Here is a 19413-nt window from a genome sequence, read left to right on the forward strand (position 1 = left end):
CGGCCGGGTCCGAAGACCGACGGCGGCGCGGCGGCCCCGCATCGCGGGACGCGGTGCCTAGTCCAGGTAGTCGCGCAGCACCTGGGAGCGGGACGGGTGCCGCAGCTTCGACATGGTCTTCGATTCGATCTGGCGGATGCGTTCGCGGGTCACGCCGTAGACCTTTCCGATTTCGTCTAAAGTCTTCGGCTGGCCGTCGGTCAGGCCGAAGCGCATCGCGACGACGCCGGCTTCACGTTCGGAGAGCGTGTCCAGCACCGAGTGCAGCTGTTCCTGCAGCAGGGTGAAGCTGACGGCGTCGGCCGGGACAACCGCCTCGGAGTCCTCGATAAGGTCGCCGAACTCGGAGTCGCCGTCCTCGCCCAGCGGGGTGTGCAGCGAGATGGGTTCGCGGCCGTACTTCTGGACCTCGACGACCTTTTCGGGCGTCATGTCCAGCTCGAGTGCCAGTTCTTCCGGGGTGGGTTCGCGGCCGAGGTCCTGGAGCATCTGGCGCTGTACGCGGGCCAGCTTGTTGATGACTTCCACCATGTGCACCGGGATGCGGATGGTGCGGGCCTGGTCGGCCATGGCGCGGGTGATGGCCTGGCGGATCCACCAGGTGGCGTAGGTCGAGAACTTGAAGCCCTTGGTGTAGTCGAACTTCTCGACCGCACGGATCAGGCCCAGGTTGCCTTCCTGGATCAGGTCAAGGAACAGCATGCCGCGGCCGGTGTAGCGCTTGGCCAGCGAGACCACGAGGCGGAGGTTGGCCTCCAGCAGGTGGTTCTTGGCGCGCTTGCCGTCGTGGATGACGAACTCGAGCTCGCGCTTGAGCTTGGGGTCCATGGACCCGTCGTCCGCGGCAAGCTTCTCCTCGGCGAACAGGCCGGCTTCGATGCGCAGGGCCAGGTCGACTTCCTGCTCGGCGTTCAGCAGGGCAACCTTGCCGATCTGCTTCAGGTAGTCCTTGACCGGGTCGGCGGTGGCACCCGCAGACATGACCTGCTGGACCGGGGCGTCGTCGTCGTCGGCATCGGAGTAAACGAAGCCGGAGCCGGTGGCGGCTGTCGCTGCCTTGCCGGTTGCCTCTTCGCCCTCCTCGCCGAGGTCGGCGGCGTCGGGTGCTGCTTCATCGAGATCCTCGTCGACCTCAATATCTTCCGTGTCCTCGTCGGAGGACTTGCCGGCGGCCTCGGCCGCGGCTTTGGCGCCGGGCTTGGGCCCGCGCTTCTTGGGCTCAGGCTTGGCGACTGCCGTGCCCGTGTCATCGCCCGCGGCGGCGGCTGCGTCTTTAGCTGCCTTGTTGGCAGCACGCGTGGCGGCACGCTTGGCGTTGGCCGCGGCCTTCTTCTCCTCGGGAGACAATACGGCCTGGTCGGCGGGTTCCTTCTTCGCGGAAGACGGGGTCACAGAAAACCTTTCTAGCGGCGGTCTGTGGAATCACCATACGGGCAACACCACTATGACCCTGTCAAGTCCGTGATTGACATCGCGTGCAATCACGTCCGACAGAGCCACTTAGTAGAACTGCCGGAGCGACCGTAATGTTCCCTGTTTCCAAGGTTCGCTACTCGCACTCGATTCACGGACCCAACCGGGTCTCGCCAACCATTGTCTCACGATTTTCCCGATCAGGCCCTGCGGAGCCGCAGCCCGCCCCGTCGGGCGCCAGATCCCGGGCCCCTCCGCCGTTGCGATCAGGCCGCATCCGGGTCGAACCGCTGCCAGGCCGCCTCCTTCCGGCCCGCCCAGCCGCAGAGCGTCCCGCGGCGCACCAGTTCGGCCAGCAGTTCGGCCAGGCGGTACCCGGGATGCGCAGCGGCGGCCGCGCAGAGCAGGGCGTCAGCATAAGACCCCCTCCCCCGGCACCACTCGATCCAGGCCCGGCCTGTCAGTCCTGCGGCCCGGGATTCGCCGCCGCCGCAGGCTTCGAGCCGGGCGAGGAGGCGGTCCAGCTGCGCCAGGCGGGCCCAGTCAGGGACCGCCGGTTCCAGTCCGAGGAGTACCTCCCCGTAGCCGGGGTCCGGGAGCGCCGCCGAAGGGCCGGAGTCCGTGGCCGGTTCCGGTCCCGGTTTCGGTTCCGGCGCTGGCGGAAAGTCCGGCAGCGGAGGCAGCCCGGCGGCCCGGCCCGGTCCGGCGTCGAAACTGCCGAATTCCTCGGCGCCGGCCTCGGCAGCGCGGCGACCGGCAGCGGCCAGCACCAGCACCGCATCCCGCCAGGGCGGCACGCACAGGGTGGCCCGCAGGTAGCCGGCCAGGCCGGGCGGCAGGGCCGGGACGCCTGCCCCGGGGTCCGCGCAGGCGGCGAGCACGCGTTCCCACACGTCCAGCACGGCAGCGAACTGCGCCCGGTCCCGCCAGCGGCCGGAGAATGTCCGGCCCCAGTCCGCTTCGGCCGCCGCCGCGGCGGGGTCCGCATTCTCCGGAGGCTCCCCCGGCGTACCGGCCGCCGGAGCCGCACCGACGCGGCTGCCGCGGAAGACCAGCTCGGCGTTGAGCCTGCTGTTCCTGATCTCCTCCACGGGCCGGCCGGGCGGAGCGCAGCACGATGGATCGTTGCACAGGGCGCTGCGCCAGTAGTGTTCGCCGATCAGCCAGGCGTCCCGGACGGGCAGTCCGGCCGCGCCGAGGGTGCGCTGGAGTTGGGCCAGCAGCCGATCCAGGCCGGCGGCATCCGGCACCGCCTTCTCCGGATCGCCGGGGTCCGGCGCGGTGAACACCGCCAGCAGGGTACCGTCCGCGTCGGGGTCGGATTCGAGATAGCCGAGCACCGTGCGCGCGAAGGCCGCCAGGCCGGGGCCGCGGCAATGGGACGGGTCCGGAAGGTCCAGGCGCAGCGTGGCCCCCAGGCGTTTTCCTTGCACGGTCATGGCCACCAGGCTGCTGGCGGGCCAGTAGCCCAGGGAATGAGGGATAAATCCGAGGATGTCCTCGGGGCCAGTGGCTTTGAGTTGCTCTGGAGCTGTCATAAGGCCAGCTTCGTCCGCACGGCTCGCCGCGGTCAGGCCCGGATGCCGCTATGTGGAGAACTTCCTCAGGGCGTGCGGCGGCGCTCGGCAACGAGCCTGCGCTGCTGGACCAGGGTGCGCAGCAGCGGTGGCACGATGACGCCCTGCGCGGCCATCTGCCGGCGCACCTTGCGGCGGGTGATGAGGATCGCTGCGGCCCCGCCGGCCAGCACGAGGAACTGGACGCTGAGGGCAATCCGGAACGCGCCGAGGCTGTACAGCCCCTCGGGCGAGAATCCGCCCAGATGCAGTGCGTCGAGGGCCAGCCCGATCAGGAAAATGGACACCAGCGCGGCGATGAAACCGCCCACGTTCACGATGCCGGTGGCGGTGCCGATCCGGTGCGCGGGATTGAATGTGCGGGCGAAGTCGAACCCGATCATGGACCCGGGGCCGCCGATGGCGAGGACCACGACGAGCCCGGCGAGCAGCCACAGCGGGGACCGGGACGGCTGGAGCAGCACCGCGGCCCAGGCGGCCGCCGTCGCCGCCGAAATCAGCAGCACCATGGTGGAACGCCGCAGCGGATGGCGGGCCACAAAGCTGCCCATCAGCGGTCCGGCGGCGATCGCGGCGGCCACGTACAGCGCCATCAGCGCCGATACGGTCGCGGTGTCCAGCCCCTGGGCCGAAATGAGGAAGGGGTACCCCCAGGTCATGGCGAAGACGGTGCCGCTGAACTGGACAGTGAAGTGGCTCCACAGTCCCAGCCGGGTTCCGGGCTGCCGCCAGGCGCTGGAGAGGGACACCCCCGTGCTGCGCAGGCCCTGCGAGGACTCCGGCGCCGGGTGCCCGGGCGGGGCGTCCTGCAGCAGCACCACCACGAGCACGACGGCGAGGGCAGCCATCGCGGCGAGGGTCAGGAAGGCGGGGGTCCAGCCGGCGGCGTGCAGGATCAGCGCGAACGGCACGACGGAGAAGAGCTGGCCGAGCTGGCCCGACATGCCGGTGAGCTGGGTCAGGAGCGGCACCCGGGCCGGGGCGAACCACAGCGGGACCAGGCGGATCACCGAAACGAAGGTCATGGCGTCCCCGGCGCCGACCAGGACCCGGCCCAGCACGCCGCCCGGGACGTTCGCGGTGAAGGCGAGCTGCAGCTGGCCAAGACCCATCAGGAGGGCTCCGCCGGCAATCATCGCCCGCGAGCCGAAGCGGTCCACCAGCACGCCGACCGGAATCTGCAGGGCGGCGTAGACGAGCAGCTGCAGCACGGTAAAGAACGAGATTTCGGCGGCGCTGGCGTGGAAGCGCGCGGTGGCCTCCAGCCCCACGACGCCGAAGGACGTGCGCTGGCTGACCGCCACCAGGTACGCGAAAACCCCGACGATCCAGATCAGCCAGGCGCGGGGGGAGGTCACGGTCCTATTATGCCCTTGCAGGGCTTATGTCGTATTTATTCGCCGGGTTCTTTACGGGCCAGGTACGCCTCGACGGCGGCGCCCAGGGCGTCGGCGTTCGGGAGCTGGTCGTTCTCGTCCGCCAGCAGGGACCGCCGCACGGTGCCCTCGGCCTTTTCGTCGTAGCGGGTTTCGAGCCGGGCCACCACCTGCTGGACCTCTTCGGAGGCGGCGATCTGGTCGGCGATCTGCCGGCCCACTTCGCGCCCGGCCTCACGCAGGCGGTCGGTGGGCAGCATCAGCGAGGTGGCCGCGCCCAGGTATTCCAGCCCGGCCACGGCGGCGGTCGGGTACTCGGCTTCGGCGAGGTAGTGCGGGACGTGGATGACGTAGCCGGCGACATTGCGGCCCGCGTCCTCGAGCCGGAGTTCCAGCAGGTGCCCGACGGCGGCCGGCACCTCGACGGTGGGCTTCCAGACCGAGATTCCCTCGATCAGTTCCTGCCGGTTGCCGTGCACGGTGACTCCCACGGGGCGGGTGTGCGGCACCGGCATGGGGATGGAATGGATCCAGGCGGCCAGGTTGACGTCCAGTTCCTCCACGATCCCCACCACGGCCCGGGCGAACCGTTCCCATTGCAGGTCCGGTTCGAAGCCGGCCAGCAGCAGGAAGGGCTTTCCCAGCCCGTCGACCATCCGGTAGAGCGACAGCCTGGGCGCCTGGTAGTCCTGCAGGTGGTCCTCGACAAAGCTCACCTGCGGCCGCCGAGAGCGGTAGTCGATCAGCTGGTCGGAGTCGAACTCGGCGAGGAGTTCGGAATCGAGGGTGTCGAGCAGTTCCGTGGTGATCTGCCGGACCACGTGGCCGGCGTCGGCGAAACCGGTGAAGCCCATGAGCAGGTTCAGCCCGCGCAGTTCCGGGCTGCGGAACAGCACGTCGTCACGGACATAAAGCGTTGCGGGGTCCAGCAGGGAGCCGGAAATCCGTTCCATCACGGCATGTTCCTTTCGGGCTAGCAGGGTCGGCGGCCGGATCCGGCGCCGTTACCAGCTACAACGCGCCGCCGGCCGGGGTAATTCCGATGCCGGGTGTGGGCCAGCTCTCATTAAATTGAATTCCGCCGCCGGGGAGAGACTACGATCGGAACTGGCCTGATCGATGGCCTGGGGACACCGGCGGGCGTGCAGCGCCGCAGGTGGACCGGGTACCCGTGGCAGGGCGCCGAACATGCAGATCCTGCCGAATAATCACACAGAATTGAGGACTGTCCTGGTGGTCAAGAATACCGAAGTCAAACTGAGCGCGGTCGCCGGCGACCTGAAGAAGTCGCCGTCGGACGCCCTCGTCGTGGGCGTGGGCCAGGGCGCGGACGGTCCCGTCCTGCTGGAGAACCCGCTCACCGCCAAGTCCGCCGAGGCGCTGGCCGAGTCGCTGGCAGCCCTGGGCCTCACCGGCGCCGCGGACCAAGCCCACCGCCTTCCGGGCCTGCCGGAGGCCGGCGCCGCCGTCCTCGTCCTCGCCGGCGTCGGCAAGGTCTCCCCCGGCACCCGGATCCCTGATGAAGCGTTGCGCCGCGCGGCCGGCTCGGCCGTCCGCCAGCTGGCAGGCGTTTCGACCGTCACCCTGGCCCTCCCGACCCCCGATGTCGCCGCCGTCGCCGCCGTCGCCGAAGGCGCCGCGATGGGCGCCTACTCCTTCACCGAACACCGCTCCACCAAAGACGGCCTCAAGGACCCGGTCAAGGCCGTGCGCATCCTCACCGACCTCGCCGCGGACAAGGCGCTGAAGCCGGTGCTGGAGCGGGCCTCGCTGATTGGCAAGGCCGTCAAGGCAACCCGCTCGCTGGTCAACCAGCCGCCCAGCCACCTCTACCCGGAAACCTTCGCCGATGCGGCCAAGGAACTGGCCAAGGGCCTGCCGGTCAAGGTCACCGTCTGGGATGAGAAGCGCCTGGAGAAGGACGGCTTCGGCGGCATCCTCGGCGTCGGCAAGGGCTCCAGCCGGCAGCCGCGCCTGGTCAAGGTCGAATACGCCCCGGCGAAGGCCACCGCCAAAATCGCGCTCGTGGGCAAGGGCATCACCTTCGACACCGGCGGCATCTCGCTCAAGCCACACCTGGGCATGGGCGAGATGAAGTCCGACATGGCGGGCGCCGCCGTCGTCCTCAACACCGTGCTCGCGCTGGCCGAACTCGGCCTTCCGGTCAAGGCGACCGCGTGGCTGTGCATCGCCGAGAACATGCCCTCGGGCAGCGCCCAGCGTCCCGCCGACGTGATGACGATCTTCGGCGGCAAGACCGTTGAGGTCCTTAACACCGATGCCGAGGGCCGCCTGGTCATGGCCGACGGCATCGTTGCCGCCAGCCAGGAGTACCCGGACGCGATCATCGACGTCGCCACCCTCACCGGTGCGCAGCTGATCGCGCTCGGCGACCGCACGGCCGGTGTCATGGGCGCGGATTCCGTCACGGGAGCCATCAAGGCCGCCGCGGACCGCGCCGGCGAGCTGGTCTGGCCGATGCCGCTGCCCGAGGAACTGCGTCCGAGCCTGGACTCCCAGGTCGCCGACATCGCCAACATCGGCGAACGCCACGGCGGCATGATGACGGCGGCGGTGTTCCTGCGCGAATTCGTCGGCAAGGACCGCAACGGCGAGCAGATCCCGTGGGCCCACATCGACATCGCCGGACCGTCCTTCAACACTGGCAGCCCCTACGGCTACACGCACAAGCAGGGCACCGGCAGCACCGTGCGCACCCTGGTCACCTACGTCGAGGACCTCCTGGCCAAAACCGCTTAGGCGGTCCCGCCGCAGCCACGGGTCCGCGCGGCCCTGTGGCCGGGGATGATCCCCCGGCCACAGGGCCGCGTGACTCTGGACACAAGCGCTCCACAAACGCCACGGCAAGGTGGAGCATGGATAGGTGGTTCGCTAAGGTGAACCGTAGTTTCAAAGCACACAGCTTCACAGAAGTAGTTCCAAACGAAAGGGAACCGTCGCTGCTGGCATAATCACGGCAGTCAGGTTCCAAGACCAGATGATGCGTACTCTCGTGTCATCGTTCACGCGAGGGAGCGTTTTAGTGGCCGATCAGGCAACTGCGCAAGAATTCGACATCCTGGTACTCGGCGGCGGCAGCGGCGGTTACGCCACTGCCCTCCGCGCTGTACAGCTCGGCCTCACCGTCGGCCTCATTGAAAAGGGAAAGCTCGGCGGCACCTGCCTGCACAACGGCTGCATCCCCACCAAGGCCCTGCTGCACTCCGCGGAACTGGCCGACCACGCCCGTGACTCCGCCAAGTACGGCGTTAACGTCTCCCTGGACGGCATCGACATCAACGCCGTCAACGCCTACAAGGACGGCATCATCGCCGGCAAGTTCAAGGGCCTGCAGGGACTCATCAAGGGCAAGAAGGGCATCACCGTCATCGAGGGTGAGGGCAAGCTCCAGGGCACCGACACCGTCGTCGTGAACGGCACCGCGTACAAGGGCAAGAACATCGTCCTCGCGACCGGCTCCTACTCCCGCACCCTGCCCGGGCTGGAAATCGGCGGCAAGGTCATCACCTCCGACGAAGCCCTCACCATGGACTTCATCCCCAAGAGCGCCATCATCCTGGGCGGCGGCGTGATCGGCGTCGAGTTCGCCTCGGTTTGGAAGTCCTTCGGCGTCGACGTCACCATCATCGAAGGCCTGCCCTCCCTCGTCCCGAACGAGGACGCAACGATCGTGAAGGCCTTCGAACGCGCGTTCAAGAAGCGCGGCATCAAGTTCTCCACCGGCACCTTCTTCCAGGGCGTGGAGCAGAACGCCGACGGCGTCAAGGTCACCCTCGTTGACGGCAAGACCTTCGAAGCCGACCTCATGCTGGTCGCCGTCGGCCGCGGCCCGGTCACGGCCAACCTCGGCTACGAGGAGGCCGGCCTGACGATCGACCGCGGCTTCGTCATCACGAACGAGCGCCTGCACACCGGCGTCGGCAACATCTACGCCGTCGGCGACATCGTCCCCGGCGTCCAGCTCGCACACCGCGGCTACCAGCAGGGCATCTTCGTCGCCGAGGAAATCGCCGGCCTCAAGCCGGTAGTCGTCGAGGACGTCAACATCCCCAAGGTCACCTACTCCGAGCCGGAAATCGCCACCGTCGGCTACACCGAAAAGGCCGCCAAGGCCAAGTTCGGCGACGACCAGATCCAGACCCAGGAGTACAACCTGGCCGGCAACGGCAAGAGCTCGATCCTGGGCACCTCCGGCCTGGTCAAGCTGGTCCGCCAGAAGGACGGCCCCGTCGTCGGCGTCCACATGATCGGCGCCCGCATGGGTGAGCAGATCGGCGAGGCCCAGCTGATCGTGAACTGGGAAGCCTACCCGGAGGACGTGGCCCAGCTGGTCCACGCCCACCCGACGCAGAACGAGGCCTTGGGCGAAGCGCACCTGGCCCTCGCCGGCAAGCCCCTGCACGGCTAAGCGTTCCCCGCAGCACCGCAAGACCCAGGGCTTAGTGCGCCCGGCCCGCAAATCCGGGTGCACTAAGCTCGAACCAGGCAGCAACCATCCGCACTAAAGATCAATAAGGAGAACGGGGACGACATGTCTGAATCCGTTAACTTGCCCGCCCTCGGTGAGAGCGTCACCGAAGGAACCGTCACCCGCTGGCTCAAGCAGGTCGGTGACCGGGTAGAGGTGGACGAGCCCCTGCTCGAAGTCTCCACCGACAAGGTCGACACCGAGATCCCCTCTCCGATCGCCGGCGTGATCGAAGAAATCCTCGTCGCCGAAGACGAGACCGCCGAAGTTGGCGCTCCGCTGGTCCGTATCGGCGACGGCTCGGGTTCCGGCTCGACCGAAGCCGCCGCTCCGGCGGCCGAGGAGGCTCCCGCTGAGGAAGCCCCGGCCGAGGAAGCCGCCGCCGAGTCGCCGTCCGCTGCCGAGGCCCCGGCCCCCGAGGCGGAAACTGCCGCTCCTGCCGCCGAGGAAGCCCCGGCCGCTCCGGCCGGCGAAGGCCACGAGGTCACCCTCCCCGCGCTGGGCGAGAGCGTCACCGAGGGCACCGTCACCCGCTGGCTGAAGAGCGTCGGCGACACGGTCGAGGTCGACGAGCCGCTGCTGGAGGTCTCGACGGACAAGGTCGACACCGAGATCCCGTCCCCGGTGGCAGGCACGCTGCAGGAAATCCGCGTCGCGGAGGATGAGACGGCCGAGGTCGGCTCCGTCCTCGCCGTGATCGGTTCCGGCGCCGCCGCACCCGCGGCAGCCCCGGCCCCGGAGGCTCCCAAGCAGGAAGCTCCCAAGCAGGAAGCACCGAAGCAGGAAGCACCGGCCGCCCCCGCACCCGCTGCCCCGGCCCAGGAGGCCCCTAAGCAGGAAGCTCCCGCCGCCCCCGCCCAGGAAGCTCCCAAGCAGGAAGCTCCCAAGCAGGCTGCCCCGGCCGCCTCGGCTCCGGCCGAGTCCGGCTACGTCACTCCCCTGGTCCGCAAGCTCGCCAACCAGCAGGGCGTGGACATCGCGTCGCTGACCGGCACCGGCGTCGGCGGCCGCATCCGCAAGCAGGACGTGCTTGCCGCGGCAGAAGCCAAGGCAGCCCCCGCGGCCGCCGCACCGGCTCCGGCAGCAGCCGCCTCGGCAGCGCCGTCGGCCGCCGCGTCCTCGCTGCGCGGCACCGTGCAGAAGGCCCCGCGCATCCGCCAGGTCATCGCCCGCCGCATGCGCGAGTCGCTGGATGTCTCCACCCAGCTGACCCAGGTCCACGAGGTCGACATGACCAAGGTCGCCAAGCTGCGCGCCAAGGCCAAGAACTCGTTCCAGGCCCAGAACGGCTCCAAGCTGACCTTCCTGCCGTTCATCGCCAAGGCCGTCGCCGAGGCACTGAAGCAGCACCCGAAGCTGAACGCCTCCTACGACGAGGACAAGCAGGAGATCACTTACCACAACGCCGAGCACCTGGCGATTGCGGTGGACACCGACAAGGGCCTGCTGGTTCCGGTCATCGCCGATGCCGGAAACCTGAACCTTGCCGGCCTTTCCGGCAAGATCGCCGACGTCGCCGACCGCACCCGCAACGGCAAGATCGGTCCGGATGAGCTGTCCGGCGGCACCTTCAGCATCACCAACATCGGTTCGGTCGGGGCCCTGTTCGACACCCCGATCATCAACCAGCCGCAGGTGGCCATCCTGGGCACCGGCGCGATCGTCAAGCGCGCCGTCGTCGTGTCCGACGAGAACGGCGACGACTCGATCGCCATCCGCTCCATGATGTACCTCTCGCTGACGTACGACCACCGCCTGGTGGACGGCGCGGACGCCGGACGCTTCCTGCAGACGCTCAAGGCGCGGCTGGAAGAAGGCGCCTTCGAGGCCGATCTCGGCCTCTAGGCCCGAAACAGCAGCACCGACGGCGGCGGCCGTGCGGGCGGTGGGAAACCACAGCCGGCACGGCCGCCGCCGTTTGCGTGCCGCCGCGGCGCCGCGTCCCGCCGCCGCGGGCGGGTCCTACTACGGGGCGTAGAACACCTTCGCTACACTGGTCCCATGAACATCGTCTATAACGTCATGGTCTTCCTGCACATCGTCGGCGCCGCCATGATCGTCGGCCTCTGGATCGGCCAGATGAAGAAGCCCACCGTCCACCCGCGCCAGTTCGACGGCGCAGCACTCCAGCTCATTACCGGCATTGTGATGATGGGCCTCATCCCGGCCCTGGACATGGAGGCCAACTACTTCAAGCTTGGCATCAAGTTCGCGATCGCCCTCGCGGTGGCCGTGCTCGCGTTCATCGGCAGCCGCCGGTACAAGAAGGACGAGCCGGTCGGCAAGGCCCTCGCCCACGGCGTCGGCGGCCTGGCCCTGCTGAACGTCGCGATCGCCACGCTCTGGCAGTAGCAACTCCTTGCCGACGACGGCGACGCACCCCGCGGGGTGCGTCGCCGTCGTCGTTAACCTCCCGGGCGTACGCCGGCAGGCGCTGTGCCGGGGCACGACTTCTCTGACAGCGGACACCGGGTGCGGGGGCGGGAACGACTCCCTAGGATGGGACACGGCAGGGTCCGCCGACTGGCCGGATCCTGGTACAACGACGCTGAGGAGTGGATATGGCAACGACACGCACCGCACACACTGTATGGAACGGCGACCTGATGTCCGGAGCAGGCAACACCAGCCTGGACAGCTCGGGCCTGGGCAACTTCGATGTCACCTGGAAGGCGCGCGCCGAGGCGGCCGAGGGCAAAACCAGCCCGGAGGAACTGATCGCCGCAGCGCACTCCGCGTGCTTCTCCATGGCCTTCAGCCACGCCCTGGCGCAGGCCGGCCACACGCCGGAGGAAGTCAACACCAAGGCTGACGTCACCTTCGAGCCCGGCACCGGCATCACCGGCAGCCACCTCACCCTGAACGCCCGGGTGCCCGGCATCTCCGAAGAGGACTTCCAGCGCATCGCCGAAGAGGCCAAGACCGGCTGCCCTGTCTCGGCAGCCCTGACCGGCATCAAGATCACCCTGGACGCCACCCTGGCCGCCTAGCCAGGAGCGCCAACGCCAAGGCCCCCGCCTCCCGGGTTGTTCCGGAGGGCGGGGGCCTTTGCCGTGCGCCGGGCCGTGCCGGGCCCGAAAGCCGCGGCGGGCTGTACTGCGCCGGTCGCTAGCCGCGCGGGCTGCGGGCCGGCAGGGGCGCCGGCCGGACCAGGCGGTAGCCCTCGCGCAGGGGCGGCCGGTCGGTGGGCAGTTCTTGGATCATTTCCTTCAGGGCGCCGATACCGTATTCGAGCTGCGGGTCGGTGCCGGCCGCGTAGGCGTGCGGCGGGAAGACGACCTCGATGTCCGGGGCGACGCCGTAGTTCTCGACGCCCCAGCCCACGCCGCCGGTGAACCAGGTGGCATAGCGCGGCTGCGTGACACCGGTCCCGTCCGCGAGGGCGAAGCGGTTGTCGATGCCGACCACGCCGCCCCAGGTGCGGGTGCCGATGACGGGCCCGATCCCGCGCAGCTTCGATACCTGGGTGATGATGTCGCCGTCGGATCCGGCGAATTCATCGGTGAGGATGATGACCGGGCCGCGCGGGGCATGGTGCGGGTAGGTGCGCGGACGCTCCCCGCGCGGCATGCTCCAGCCGGTGACTTTGCGGCCGATCAGCTCCGCGACGAGCTGGGAGGTGTGGCCGCCGCGGTTGCGCCGGACATCGACGATCAGACCGTCGAGGGAGGTCTCCGTGTCCAGGTCGCGGTGCAGCTGCGCCCAGCCGTTGGCCATCATGTCCGGGATGTGCAGGTAGCCGAAGGTGCCCTTCGAGGCCTCCCGCACGGTCCGCCGGTTGGCCGCGACCCACTCCTGGTAGCGGAGCCGCTCCTCGTCCTTGACCGGCACGACGGCGACGCGGCGCTGCTGCCCGGCGCGGTCACCGTGGGCGGCGCCGTTGCGCAGGGTCAGTTCCACCGCGCGGCCCGCGGCGCCGACGAGCTGCCCGGCCGGGGTCAGCGCCTCGGAGAGTTCGACGCCGTCGATGGCCAGGAGCACGTCCCCGGCCCGGGCGTCCACGCCCGGGCGGGTCAGCGGCGAGGTGGCCAGCGGGTCGGAGGACTCCCCCGCCAGGATGCGGGTGATCTCCCAGCCCTCGCCGGTGAAGGCAAGGTCGGCGCCGAGCCGTCCTTGGCCGTTGCTGCCGTTTTCGGTGACGAGGGCGGGCCGGACGTAGGCGTGCGAGGTGCCCAGTTCGCCGTGCAGTTCCCAGAGCAGGTCCACGAGGTCATCGTGGGAGCCGAGCCGGTCCACGATCGGCCGGTACCGGGCGTGGACGGAGTCCCAGTCCTGACCGGCCATGTCCTCGGTCCAGAAGAAATCGCGCTGCAGGCGCCAGGCCTCGTCGAAGGCCTGGCCCCAGACGCTGACCGGATCCAGCCGGACCCGGATCCGGTTCAGGTCGACGCTCACCCGCTGGCCCGACTCCTCGTCGGCCTTCGCCGCGGAGGGTGAGACGTGGACCTGCTTGTCCTTGACCGTGACGATTTTTTCGCCGTCGCCGCTGAGCCGGTAGCGGTCCAGCGCCTCCACGATCGTGCTGGTGCGCCGCTTGGCGAGGTCGAAGCGGACCAGGCTCGGTGCCGCGTTCTTGTCCTCAAGGCTGGCCCTGCCGTCGCCCGTGACGCCGGCCAGTTCGTGGTCGAGCCAGAGCAGGGCGCCGTCGGCGGCGGACAGGTCAGAGTAGTTGCCCTGCGGGACGGGGACGCTGATCACGCGGTGGGCCAGGCCGTCGGCGTCGACCGTGACCGTGACGCTTCCGGCCGAACCGGAGTCCGTTGCCCCCTCAGAGTCAGCCTCGCCGGGCAGGGCGACGTCGGGACCGAAGGGCGACGGGGTGTCGGCAGCCAGCGCCACCAGGTAGGGCTTGATCGGGCTCGGGAACGACAGGTCGAAGGAATGGCCGTCGTAGACCGGGTCGAAGCTGCGGTTGGAGAGGAAGGCCAGGAACTTCCCGTCGGGGGTGAAGGCAGGCGCGTCATCCCGAAAGCGGCCGTCGGTGACGTCGATGATGGCGGCGCCGGCCTGCTGGACTGGGGCGAGCCGCAGGCGGGTCCGGGAGCCGAAGGAGGTCACCGGCTCCGCCCACCCCAGCCACGCCGAGTCGGGCGACCAGGTGAAGGCCTCGATGCTGCCTTCACCGATGGTGCTGAGCAGTGTCAGGTCCCCGCTGCGGGTGTTGGCGAGGTAGATCTCACCGAAGGAGGTGCCGACGGCGAGCCAGTTGCCGTCCGGGCTGGCCTCCATGGCGCTGGCCCGGCTGGGGGCCGGGAAGTCGATCCGGGTCCGCTGCCCGGCCTCGCCGGGCTCCGCGGCCTGGCCGGCGTCGGACGCGGCCCCGGCCGGTGCGGCATCTGCGGCAGCCGGTGCGACGGCGTCGTCGGCGCCTGCCGCTCCGGCGCCTGCCGCTCCGGTGCTTCCCGCGGCGGCAGTGACTCCCGCCGCGCCGCCGCCGGCCGGGCGGGCCAGCGCGGCCGCGGAGACGGGCCGGGGCAGTTCCGGGCCGTCGTGGTCCGCCGGCGCGGCGGCTGCTGCCGGCGCTGCGGCGGGGCGGCCCTGGCTGCCGGCGCCGTGAACGCCGCGCACCGGGCCGGCGATGTCCTGCAGGTAAAGGGCCTCGGCCCCGTCATGGTCGGCGACATAGGCGATCCGGCCGGAACCGAAGGGCCGCGGCAAACGGGCCCTGACTCCCAGGTCGGCCGCGATGACGCGCGAGGGGCCGTCCTTGTGCCGCAGCCAGTGCAGGGTGCCGTGGGTCTCGACCGCGCTGGAGTCACCGGTCGCATCCGGGATCACATCGCCCAGGTGCCGGGCGGCCTTCAGCGCCTCGGGGCGCCGGGCCTGCGAGGCGGACCCCAGGGTGATCGGCAGCTTGACCGCGTCGGCGTCCAGCCCGGCCAGCAGCCACAATTCACCGGCGGACTCGAAGATGATCCGGCTGCCGTCGGTGGACGCGTGCCGGACGTAGAAGTCCTCGTGGTCGGTGTGGCGGCGCAGGTCGGAGCCGTTCGGCAGCACGGAGTAAAGGTTTCCGTAGCCCTCGTGGTCGGAGAGGAACGCGATCCGGCCCTGGACCCACATCGGGTCGGTGAGGTTTCCGTCGAGCTCGGCAGCGAGGCGTTCGAATTCGCCGTTGCCGTCCGCGTCGATCCAGAGCTTGCCCGCTGCGCCGCCCCGGTAGCGCTTCCACCAGGCCGGTTCCCGGGAGAGCACGCTGGCCAGGACCACGGGCCGCTCGTCCCCGACGACGGGGCCGTAGGCGACGGACTCGACCGGCCCGAACGGCAGCTCCTGCGCCCAGCCGCCGGTGACGGGGAGGCTGTAGGCGTGTGTGAGCCGGCTGTCCCCCTGCCGGAAGGCGCTGGTGACCACCACATCGCCGTCGCGCGTGAAGCCCTTGACCTTGGTGGAGCTGTGGCCGAAGTAGCTGAGCTGGCGGTACCCGCCGCCGTCGACGTCCGCCGTGACGACCTCGGGGGCGGTGCCCTGGATCACGGTCCAGACCAGGCGCTGCCCGTCAGGGGTGAAGCGAGGGTTGCGGGCCGGCAGCTGCAGCGATGAGACCCGCCACGCCCGGCCGCCGTCCAGGGGCGCGATCCAGACGTCGTCCTCGGCCACGAAGGTGACCAGATCGCCGTGAAGATGCGGGAAACGGAGGTAGCTCGAAGAGGTCATCGTTCGATCATAGTCAACGGCGCGGCTGCCGCCGGGGAGGTTCCGCTACCGTGCCGGGCATGGTGAGATGACTTATGCGAATTCTTATCGCCGGCGCCTCCGGGCTGATCGGGACAGCCGTTTCCGGCACGCTGCGTGCCAGCGGGCACGACGTCGTCACCTTGGTCCGGAAACCTCCGTCGAGCGCAGCGGAGTACCAGTGGGACCCCGCTGCCGGGCGCATCGACGACCGTGCGCTGGAGGGTGCCGACGCCGTCATCAACCTCTCCGGAGCCGGGATCGGCGACCGGCCGTGGACCCGCCGCCGAGTCACCGAACTCAGCGCTTCACGGCTGGGCCCCACGCGGACCCTGGCGGCGGCGATGGCCAGGATGGAGACGCCGCCCGCGGTGTTCCTGAGCCAGTCGGCCTCCGGCTACTACGGCAGCGCCGGCGCGTCCGTGCTGCGGGAGGACTCGCCCCGCGGCGCGGGCCTGCTGGCCGAGATCTGCGCCGGGTGGGAGGCGGCCGCCCATGAGGCGCCGGCCGGGGTGCGCGTGGTCACCGCCCGCACCGGCGTGGTCCTGAGCCGCCGCGGCGGGGCCCTTGGCCGGCTCCTGCCCCTGCTGCGCCTGGGCGTTGGCGGACCGCTCGGCGATGGCCGGCAGTACTGGCCCTGGGTCACGCTGCCGGATGTGGCCGGCGCCTTCGAGTTCCTGCTCACGGCTCCGCTGCAGGGACCGGTTAACGTGTGCGCGCCCGAAAGCGCCGACGTGAACGCGCTGATCGCGCAGCTGGCAAAGGCCCTGCACAGGCCGGCCCTGCTGCGCGTCCCGGCCCCGGTCCTGCGCCTGGTCATGGGCCAGCTGGCCGATGAGCTGCTGCTGGCCAGCCAGCGGATGGAGCCCGCCGCCCTGGCCGGGGCCGGTTTCCGTTGGCAGCACCCCGCACTTGCCGAGGCCGCCGCCTGGGTGGCCGGCCGGGACTGACGCCCGGCCCAGGGTAGTTGGCCGCGGCCGCCGGCCGGAGTGGCGGTCCTGTCACCGCGCTCGGCGCGGCTGCCCGACCCACCTTCGCGGCCCGCAGGCGGGTGGTCAGCTCCACGGCCCGCCGTGTGGTCAGCTCCACGGCCCGCCGTGTGGTCAGCTCCCGGGCAGGATCTCCTGGATCCGCCACTGCCCGTCCACCGGCACCAGCACCAGCCGCAGCTGCTGCTGGTGCGCGGCGGCCTCGGCGATGACCGTGCCGCTGGCGTCGCGCTCCCGGTAGGGCGGCGAGTCGACCTTGACCGAAACAACCGCCCTGACGGAGGTGCTCCCCGGCCGCCGCGCCAGCTGTGAAAGCCGCGCTTCGAAGCCCTCGAAGACGTGGCCTGAACGGGCCAGGCGGGTCCCGACGGCGGCGTCCGCCGCCGCGGCCGGGGAGGCCGGGACCGTCACCAGCTGCAGCAAGGCGGTGTCGCCGGTGCTGAAGGCGTGGGCACGCAGGGCCGCCAGTCCGCGGACTGCGTCCTCCGGCTGGTCCGCCGCGAGCAGGCCGCGCAGCCCGGCGGGCACGACCCCGAACACATCGTCCCGGCCGCTGTCCTGCGCGTGCACACCGTCGCCCGCACCCCGGGCCTCCTTCGGTTTGCTGCGCTGTTCGTTGTGCTCTTCAGCCGGCCGGGTACCGTCTCCCCTGCCAGGTTCCGCGCGGACTCCCCCGGCCGGCGCCGCGGCCTGTCCCGGGGTTTCTCCGGACACGGGACGAAGCTCCGGCGCCCATTGCCCCGCCGCCAAACCGCCTGCCACCAGCAGCGTGCCGAAGACGCCGGCCGCGGTGACCACCAGCGACATCAGGATCGTGATCCCCGCCCGCCGCAGCCGGCGCCCGCGCCCGCGCCCGGGACCGGCGGCGTGCCGTGCCCTGCGCCGGCCCGTGGCATACCCACTCGGTTCCGCCGCCGAACGCCCGCCGGGCTCCGCAGCCGCAGCAACCGCAGGCAGGTCCGTCCGCTGCCGCCGCCCCGGCCCCACCACGGCCGGATCCCGCGCCGTCCGCTGCTCCCGCGCCGTCCGTTGCCGCCGCCACCGCTCCAGCCCAGCCCGCAGCCGCGCGCCCCGGCGGCCGCCGGCCCCTGACGGTGCCGAGCGGCGGGTCAGTAGCTCCGGCAAGACCGTGGGGTGCGCCGAGCCCGACAGGTCCACGGGTTCCGCCCGGGCGCTGCGGAAGACGGCCGCAGCGAACTCGGCGGCGGACGGACGCAGCCGCCGGTCCTCGCACAGCCCGGCCTCCAGGGCCTCGGCCAGGGCTGCGGGGACCTCCGGGACCAGCAGCGGCAGCGGCGGCCGCTGCTGTTGCGCCGCCGGGGCACGGCCGGTCAGGCAATACCAGCCCAGTGCCGCCGCGGAGTACACGTCGGACTCCGGGTACAGCCCGGCCCGGACCGCGTCCACCGGCGCGGGATCCCTGAACCCTTCCGTCCCGGGGCGCACCGCCTCCTCCGGATCGACCAACATTCGAGCCACGCCCAGGTCGGAGAGCAGCGGTTTGCCGTGGGCCGTGAACAGCACATTGCCCGGCGCCACGTCGCCATGCGTGAAGCCGTTCGCGTGCAGATACGCCAGTGCCTGCGCGACCGGGGTGAGCACGGTGACGGTCTCGCCGGCACCCAGGCTGCCCCGGGCAGCCAGGAGCTGGGCCAGCGACCCGCCCGCTGCGTAATCCAGGACCAGGGCCAGCCCGCCGCCGGGCCCGTACCCCACCCGGACAACGTCGCGGGCCTTGATCAGGTGCTCGTGTTCCAGCGCTGACAGGATGCCGAGCTCCCTGCGGACGGCTTCCCCGGCCTCATCCGCTGCCTGGTCCCCGGCGTCGCCGGGCGCTGTGTCCCCGGGCGGTCCGAAGCACTTGAGCGCGACGTCACGGCGCGTCACATGCTCGGTGGCGAGCCAGACGGCAGCCGCGCCGCCGCGCCCCAGCAACCGCCCGACGTCGAACCCGTCAACGTCCGGTACGGGGAGGGAACCGGCAGGGGAATCAGGAAGGGAAGTCTGCCCGTATGCGTCCATGTCCTAGGAATAGCCGATCCGCGCCGGGCCTGCAGAAGTTATCCACAGGTATGAGAGCTTCACCACAGAATCGGTCGGCGGGACGGCCGAGGTCTAAGCTGGATGCCATGACTCTTGAGTTCCAACAGCTGGGTCTTGCCCCGGACTACATCGATTACACGCGCGGGTGGGAGATCCAGCGCGAACTCCACGAGAAAGTCCTCGCCGGCACCGCGCCCAGCACTGTTCTGCTCCTCGAACACTCCGCCGTCTACACCGCTGGAAAGCGTACCGAAGACCACGAGCGCCCCTTCGATGGAACGCCCGTGGTCGCCGTGGACCGCGGCGGCAAGCTGACCTGGCATGGCCCCGGCCAGCTGGTGGGCTACCCGATCATCAAACTGAAAAACAAGGCCGGCATCCGTGACTACGTCGAACGCCTTGAGGCCGTCATGATTGCCGTCCTCGCCGACTACGGCATCGACGCCGTCCGGATTAAGGGCCGGGCGGGCGTCTGGATCGAGGCCGACGCGAAGGGCCCGGACCGCAAGATCGCAGCCATCGGCATCCGGGTCCACGAGGGTGTGACCATGCACGGGTTCGCCATCAACTGCAACAACGACCTGGCCCCCTACGGCCAGATCATCGCCTGCGGCATCACCGACGCCGGCGTCACCACGATCGCGCAGGAGACCGGCCGGGACGTTGCCCCGGCGGACCTCGTGTCGCGTGTCATCGAAGAACTGCGCAACAATGAAGAAGCCCTTGTTGCAACCCATGAAGGAGCCCTACTGTGACCCTGGCACCAGAAGGCCGGAAGCTGCTGCGCATCGAGCAGCGCAACGCGGCCACCCCGGTGGAACGCAAACCGGAATGGATCAAAGCCAAAGTCC

At 70.3% G+C, this 19413-nt stretch carries 13 protein-coding genes; 7 read left to right on the top strand and 6 right to left on the bottom strand.

Translation table 11 applies throughout. The features are described 5' to 3' along the window. Window positions 1–57 precede the first annotated feature (57 nt). The 4 genes from ASG71_RS13065 to ASG71_RS13080 form a co-directional block, all read right to left on the bottom strand. Window positions 58–1392, bottom strand: coding sequence for an RNA polymerase sigma factor (locus tag ASG71_RS13065; protein ID WP_056739877.1), 1335 nt, complete (start codon window positions 1390–1392; stop codon window positions 58–60). Window positions 1393–1679: 287 nt separating this feature from the next. Then, window positions 1680–2951, bottom strand: coding sequence for a DUF4192 family protein (locus ASG71_RS13070; RefSeq protein ID WP_056739879.1), 1272 nt, complete (start codon window positions 2949–2951; stop codon window positions 1680–1682). A 65-nt stretch (window positions 2952–3016) separates the two neighbouring features. Then, window positions 3017–4348: an MFS transporter gene (locus ASG71_RS13075; RefSeq protein ID WP_056739881.1), complete on the bottom strand. Its 1332-nt coding sequence runs from the start codon at window positions 4346–4348 to the stop codon at window positions 3017–3019. A 35-nt stretch (window positions 4349–4383) separates the two neighbouring features. Beyond that, complete coding sequence (locus ASG71_RS13080; protein WP_056739882.1) at window positions 4384–5322, bottom strand: proteasome assembly chaperone family protein; 939 nt, start codon at window positions 5320–5322, stop codon at window positions 4384–4386. Window positions 5323–5599: 277 nt separating this feature from the next. On the opposite strand from ASG71_RS13080, the gene ASG71_RS13085 reads away from it, so the two are divergent. From ASG71_RS13085 to ASG71_RS13105, 5 genes are all read left to right on the top strand, one after another. Further along, window positions 5600–7126 (top strand): leucyl aminopeptidase, encoded by a 1527-nt coding sequence (locus ASG71_RS13085; RefSeq protein WP_056739884.1) that lies wholly within the window; start codon window positions 5600–5602, stop codon window positions 7124–7126. 283 nt (window positions 7127–7409) lie between these two features. Beyond that, a complete protein-coding gene (gene lpdA, locus ASG71_RS13090) occupies window positions 7410–8795 on the top strand; it encodes a dihydrolipoyl dehydrogenase (protein WP_056739886.1) in 1386 nt (461 codons plus the stop codon). A gap of 123 nt (window positions 8796–8918) precedes the next feature. Further along, window positions 8919–10700, top strand: a complete 1782-nt coding sequence (gene sucB, locus ASG71_RS13095) for a 2-oxoglutarate dehydrogenase, E2 component, dihydrolipoamide succinyltransferase (RefSeq protein ID WP_056739888.1) — start codon at window positions 8919–8921, stop codon at window positions 10698–10700. Between the two features lie 156 nt (window positions 10701–10856). Beyond that, on the top strand, window positions 10857–11207 hold the full coding sequence (locus ASG71_RS13100; protein WP_056739890.1) for a hypothetical protein: 351 nt from the start codon (window positions 10857–10859) through the stop codon (window positions 11205–11207). Between the two features lie 209 nt (window positions 11208–11416). Next, window positions 11417–11845, top strand: coding sequence for an OsmC family protein (locus tag ASG71_RS13105; RefSeq protein WP_056739892.1), 429 nt, complete (start codon window positions 11417–11419; stop codon window positions 11843–11845). A gap of 118 nt (window positions 11846–11963) precedes the next feature. Here the strand turns inward: ASG71_RS13105 and ASG71_RS13110 are convergent, their stop codons facing one another. After that, window positions 11964–15512: a S41 family peptidase gene (locus ASG71_RS13110; RefSeq protein ID WP_056739895.1), complete on the bottom strand. Its 3549-nt coding sequence runs from the start codon at window positions 15510–15512 to the stop codon at window positions 11964–11966. Between the two features lie 74 nt (window positions 15513–15586). Between ASG71_RS13110 and ASG71_RS13115 the strand changes: the two genes are divergently transcribed. Next, a complete protein-coding gene (locus ASG71_RS13115) occupies window positions 15587–16480 on the top strand; it encodes a TIGR01777 family oxidoreductase (protein WP_056739897.1) in 894 nt (297 codons plus the stop codon). A 153-nt stretch (window positions 16481–16633) separates the two neighbouring features. Here ASG71_RS13115 and ASG71_RS13120 read toward each other — a convergent pair whose 3' ends face one another. After that, window positions 16634–18541: a serine/threonine protein kinase gene (locus tag ASG71_RS13120; protein ID WP_056739900.1), complete on the bottom strand. Its 1908-nt coding sequence runs from the start codon at window positions 18539–18541 to the stop codon at window positions 16634–16636. 107 nt (window positions 18542–18648) lie between these two features. Between ASG71_RS13120 and lipB the strand changes: the two genes are divergently transcribed. Beyond that, entirely contained in the window at window positions 18649–19317 is a 669-nt protein-coding gene (lipB, locus tag ASG71_RS13125; RefSeq protein ID WP_056739902.1) for a lipoyl(octanoyl) transferase LipB, read from the top strand. Window positions 19318–19413: the final 96 nt, after the last annotated feature.

Origin of the sequence: Arthrobacter sp. Soil763, from assembly GCF_001428365.1 — a bacterium.
Classification (GTDB): Bacteria; Actinomycetota; Actinomycetes; order Actinomycetales; family Micrococcaceae; genus Arthrobacter.

Bases quoted from the DNA above. Each gene is read 5' to 3' on its own strand.
- ASG71_RS13110 (WP_056739895.1), bottom strand. From the start codon at position 15,512: ATGACCTCTTCGAGCTACCTCCGTTTCCCGCATCTTCACGGCGATCTG.
- sucB (WP_056739888.1), top strand. From the start codon at position 8,919: ATGTCTGAATCCGTTAACTTGCCCGCCCTCGGTGAGAGCGTCACCGAA.
- ASG71_RS13105 (WP_056739892.1), top strand. From the start codon at position 11,417: ATGGCAACGACACGCACCGCACACACTGTATGGAACGGCGACCTGATG.
- ASG71_RS13100 (WP_056739890.1), top strand. From the start codon at position 10,857: ATGAACATCGTCTATAACGTCATGGTCTTCCTGCACATCGTCGGCGCC.
- lipB (WP_056739902.1), top strand. From the start codon at position 18,649: ATGACTCTTGAGTTCCAACAGCTGGGTCTTGCCCCGGACTACATCGAT.
- ASG71_RS13115 (WP_056739897.1), top strand. From the start codon at position 15,587: ATGCGAATTCTTATCGCCGGCGCCTCCGGGCTGATCGGGACAGCCGTT.
- ASG71_RS13120 (WP_056739900.1), bottom strand. From the start codon at position 18,541: ATGGACGCATACGGGCAGACTTCCCTTCCTGATTCCCCTGCCGGTTCC.
- ASG71_RS13070 (WP_056739879.1), bottom strand. From the start codon at position 2,951: ATGACAGCTCCAGAGCAACTCAAAGCCACTGGCCCCGAGGACATCCTC.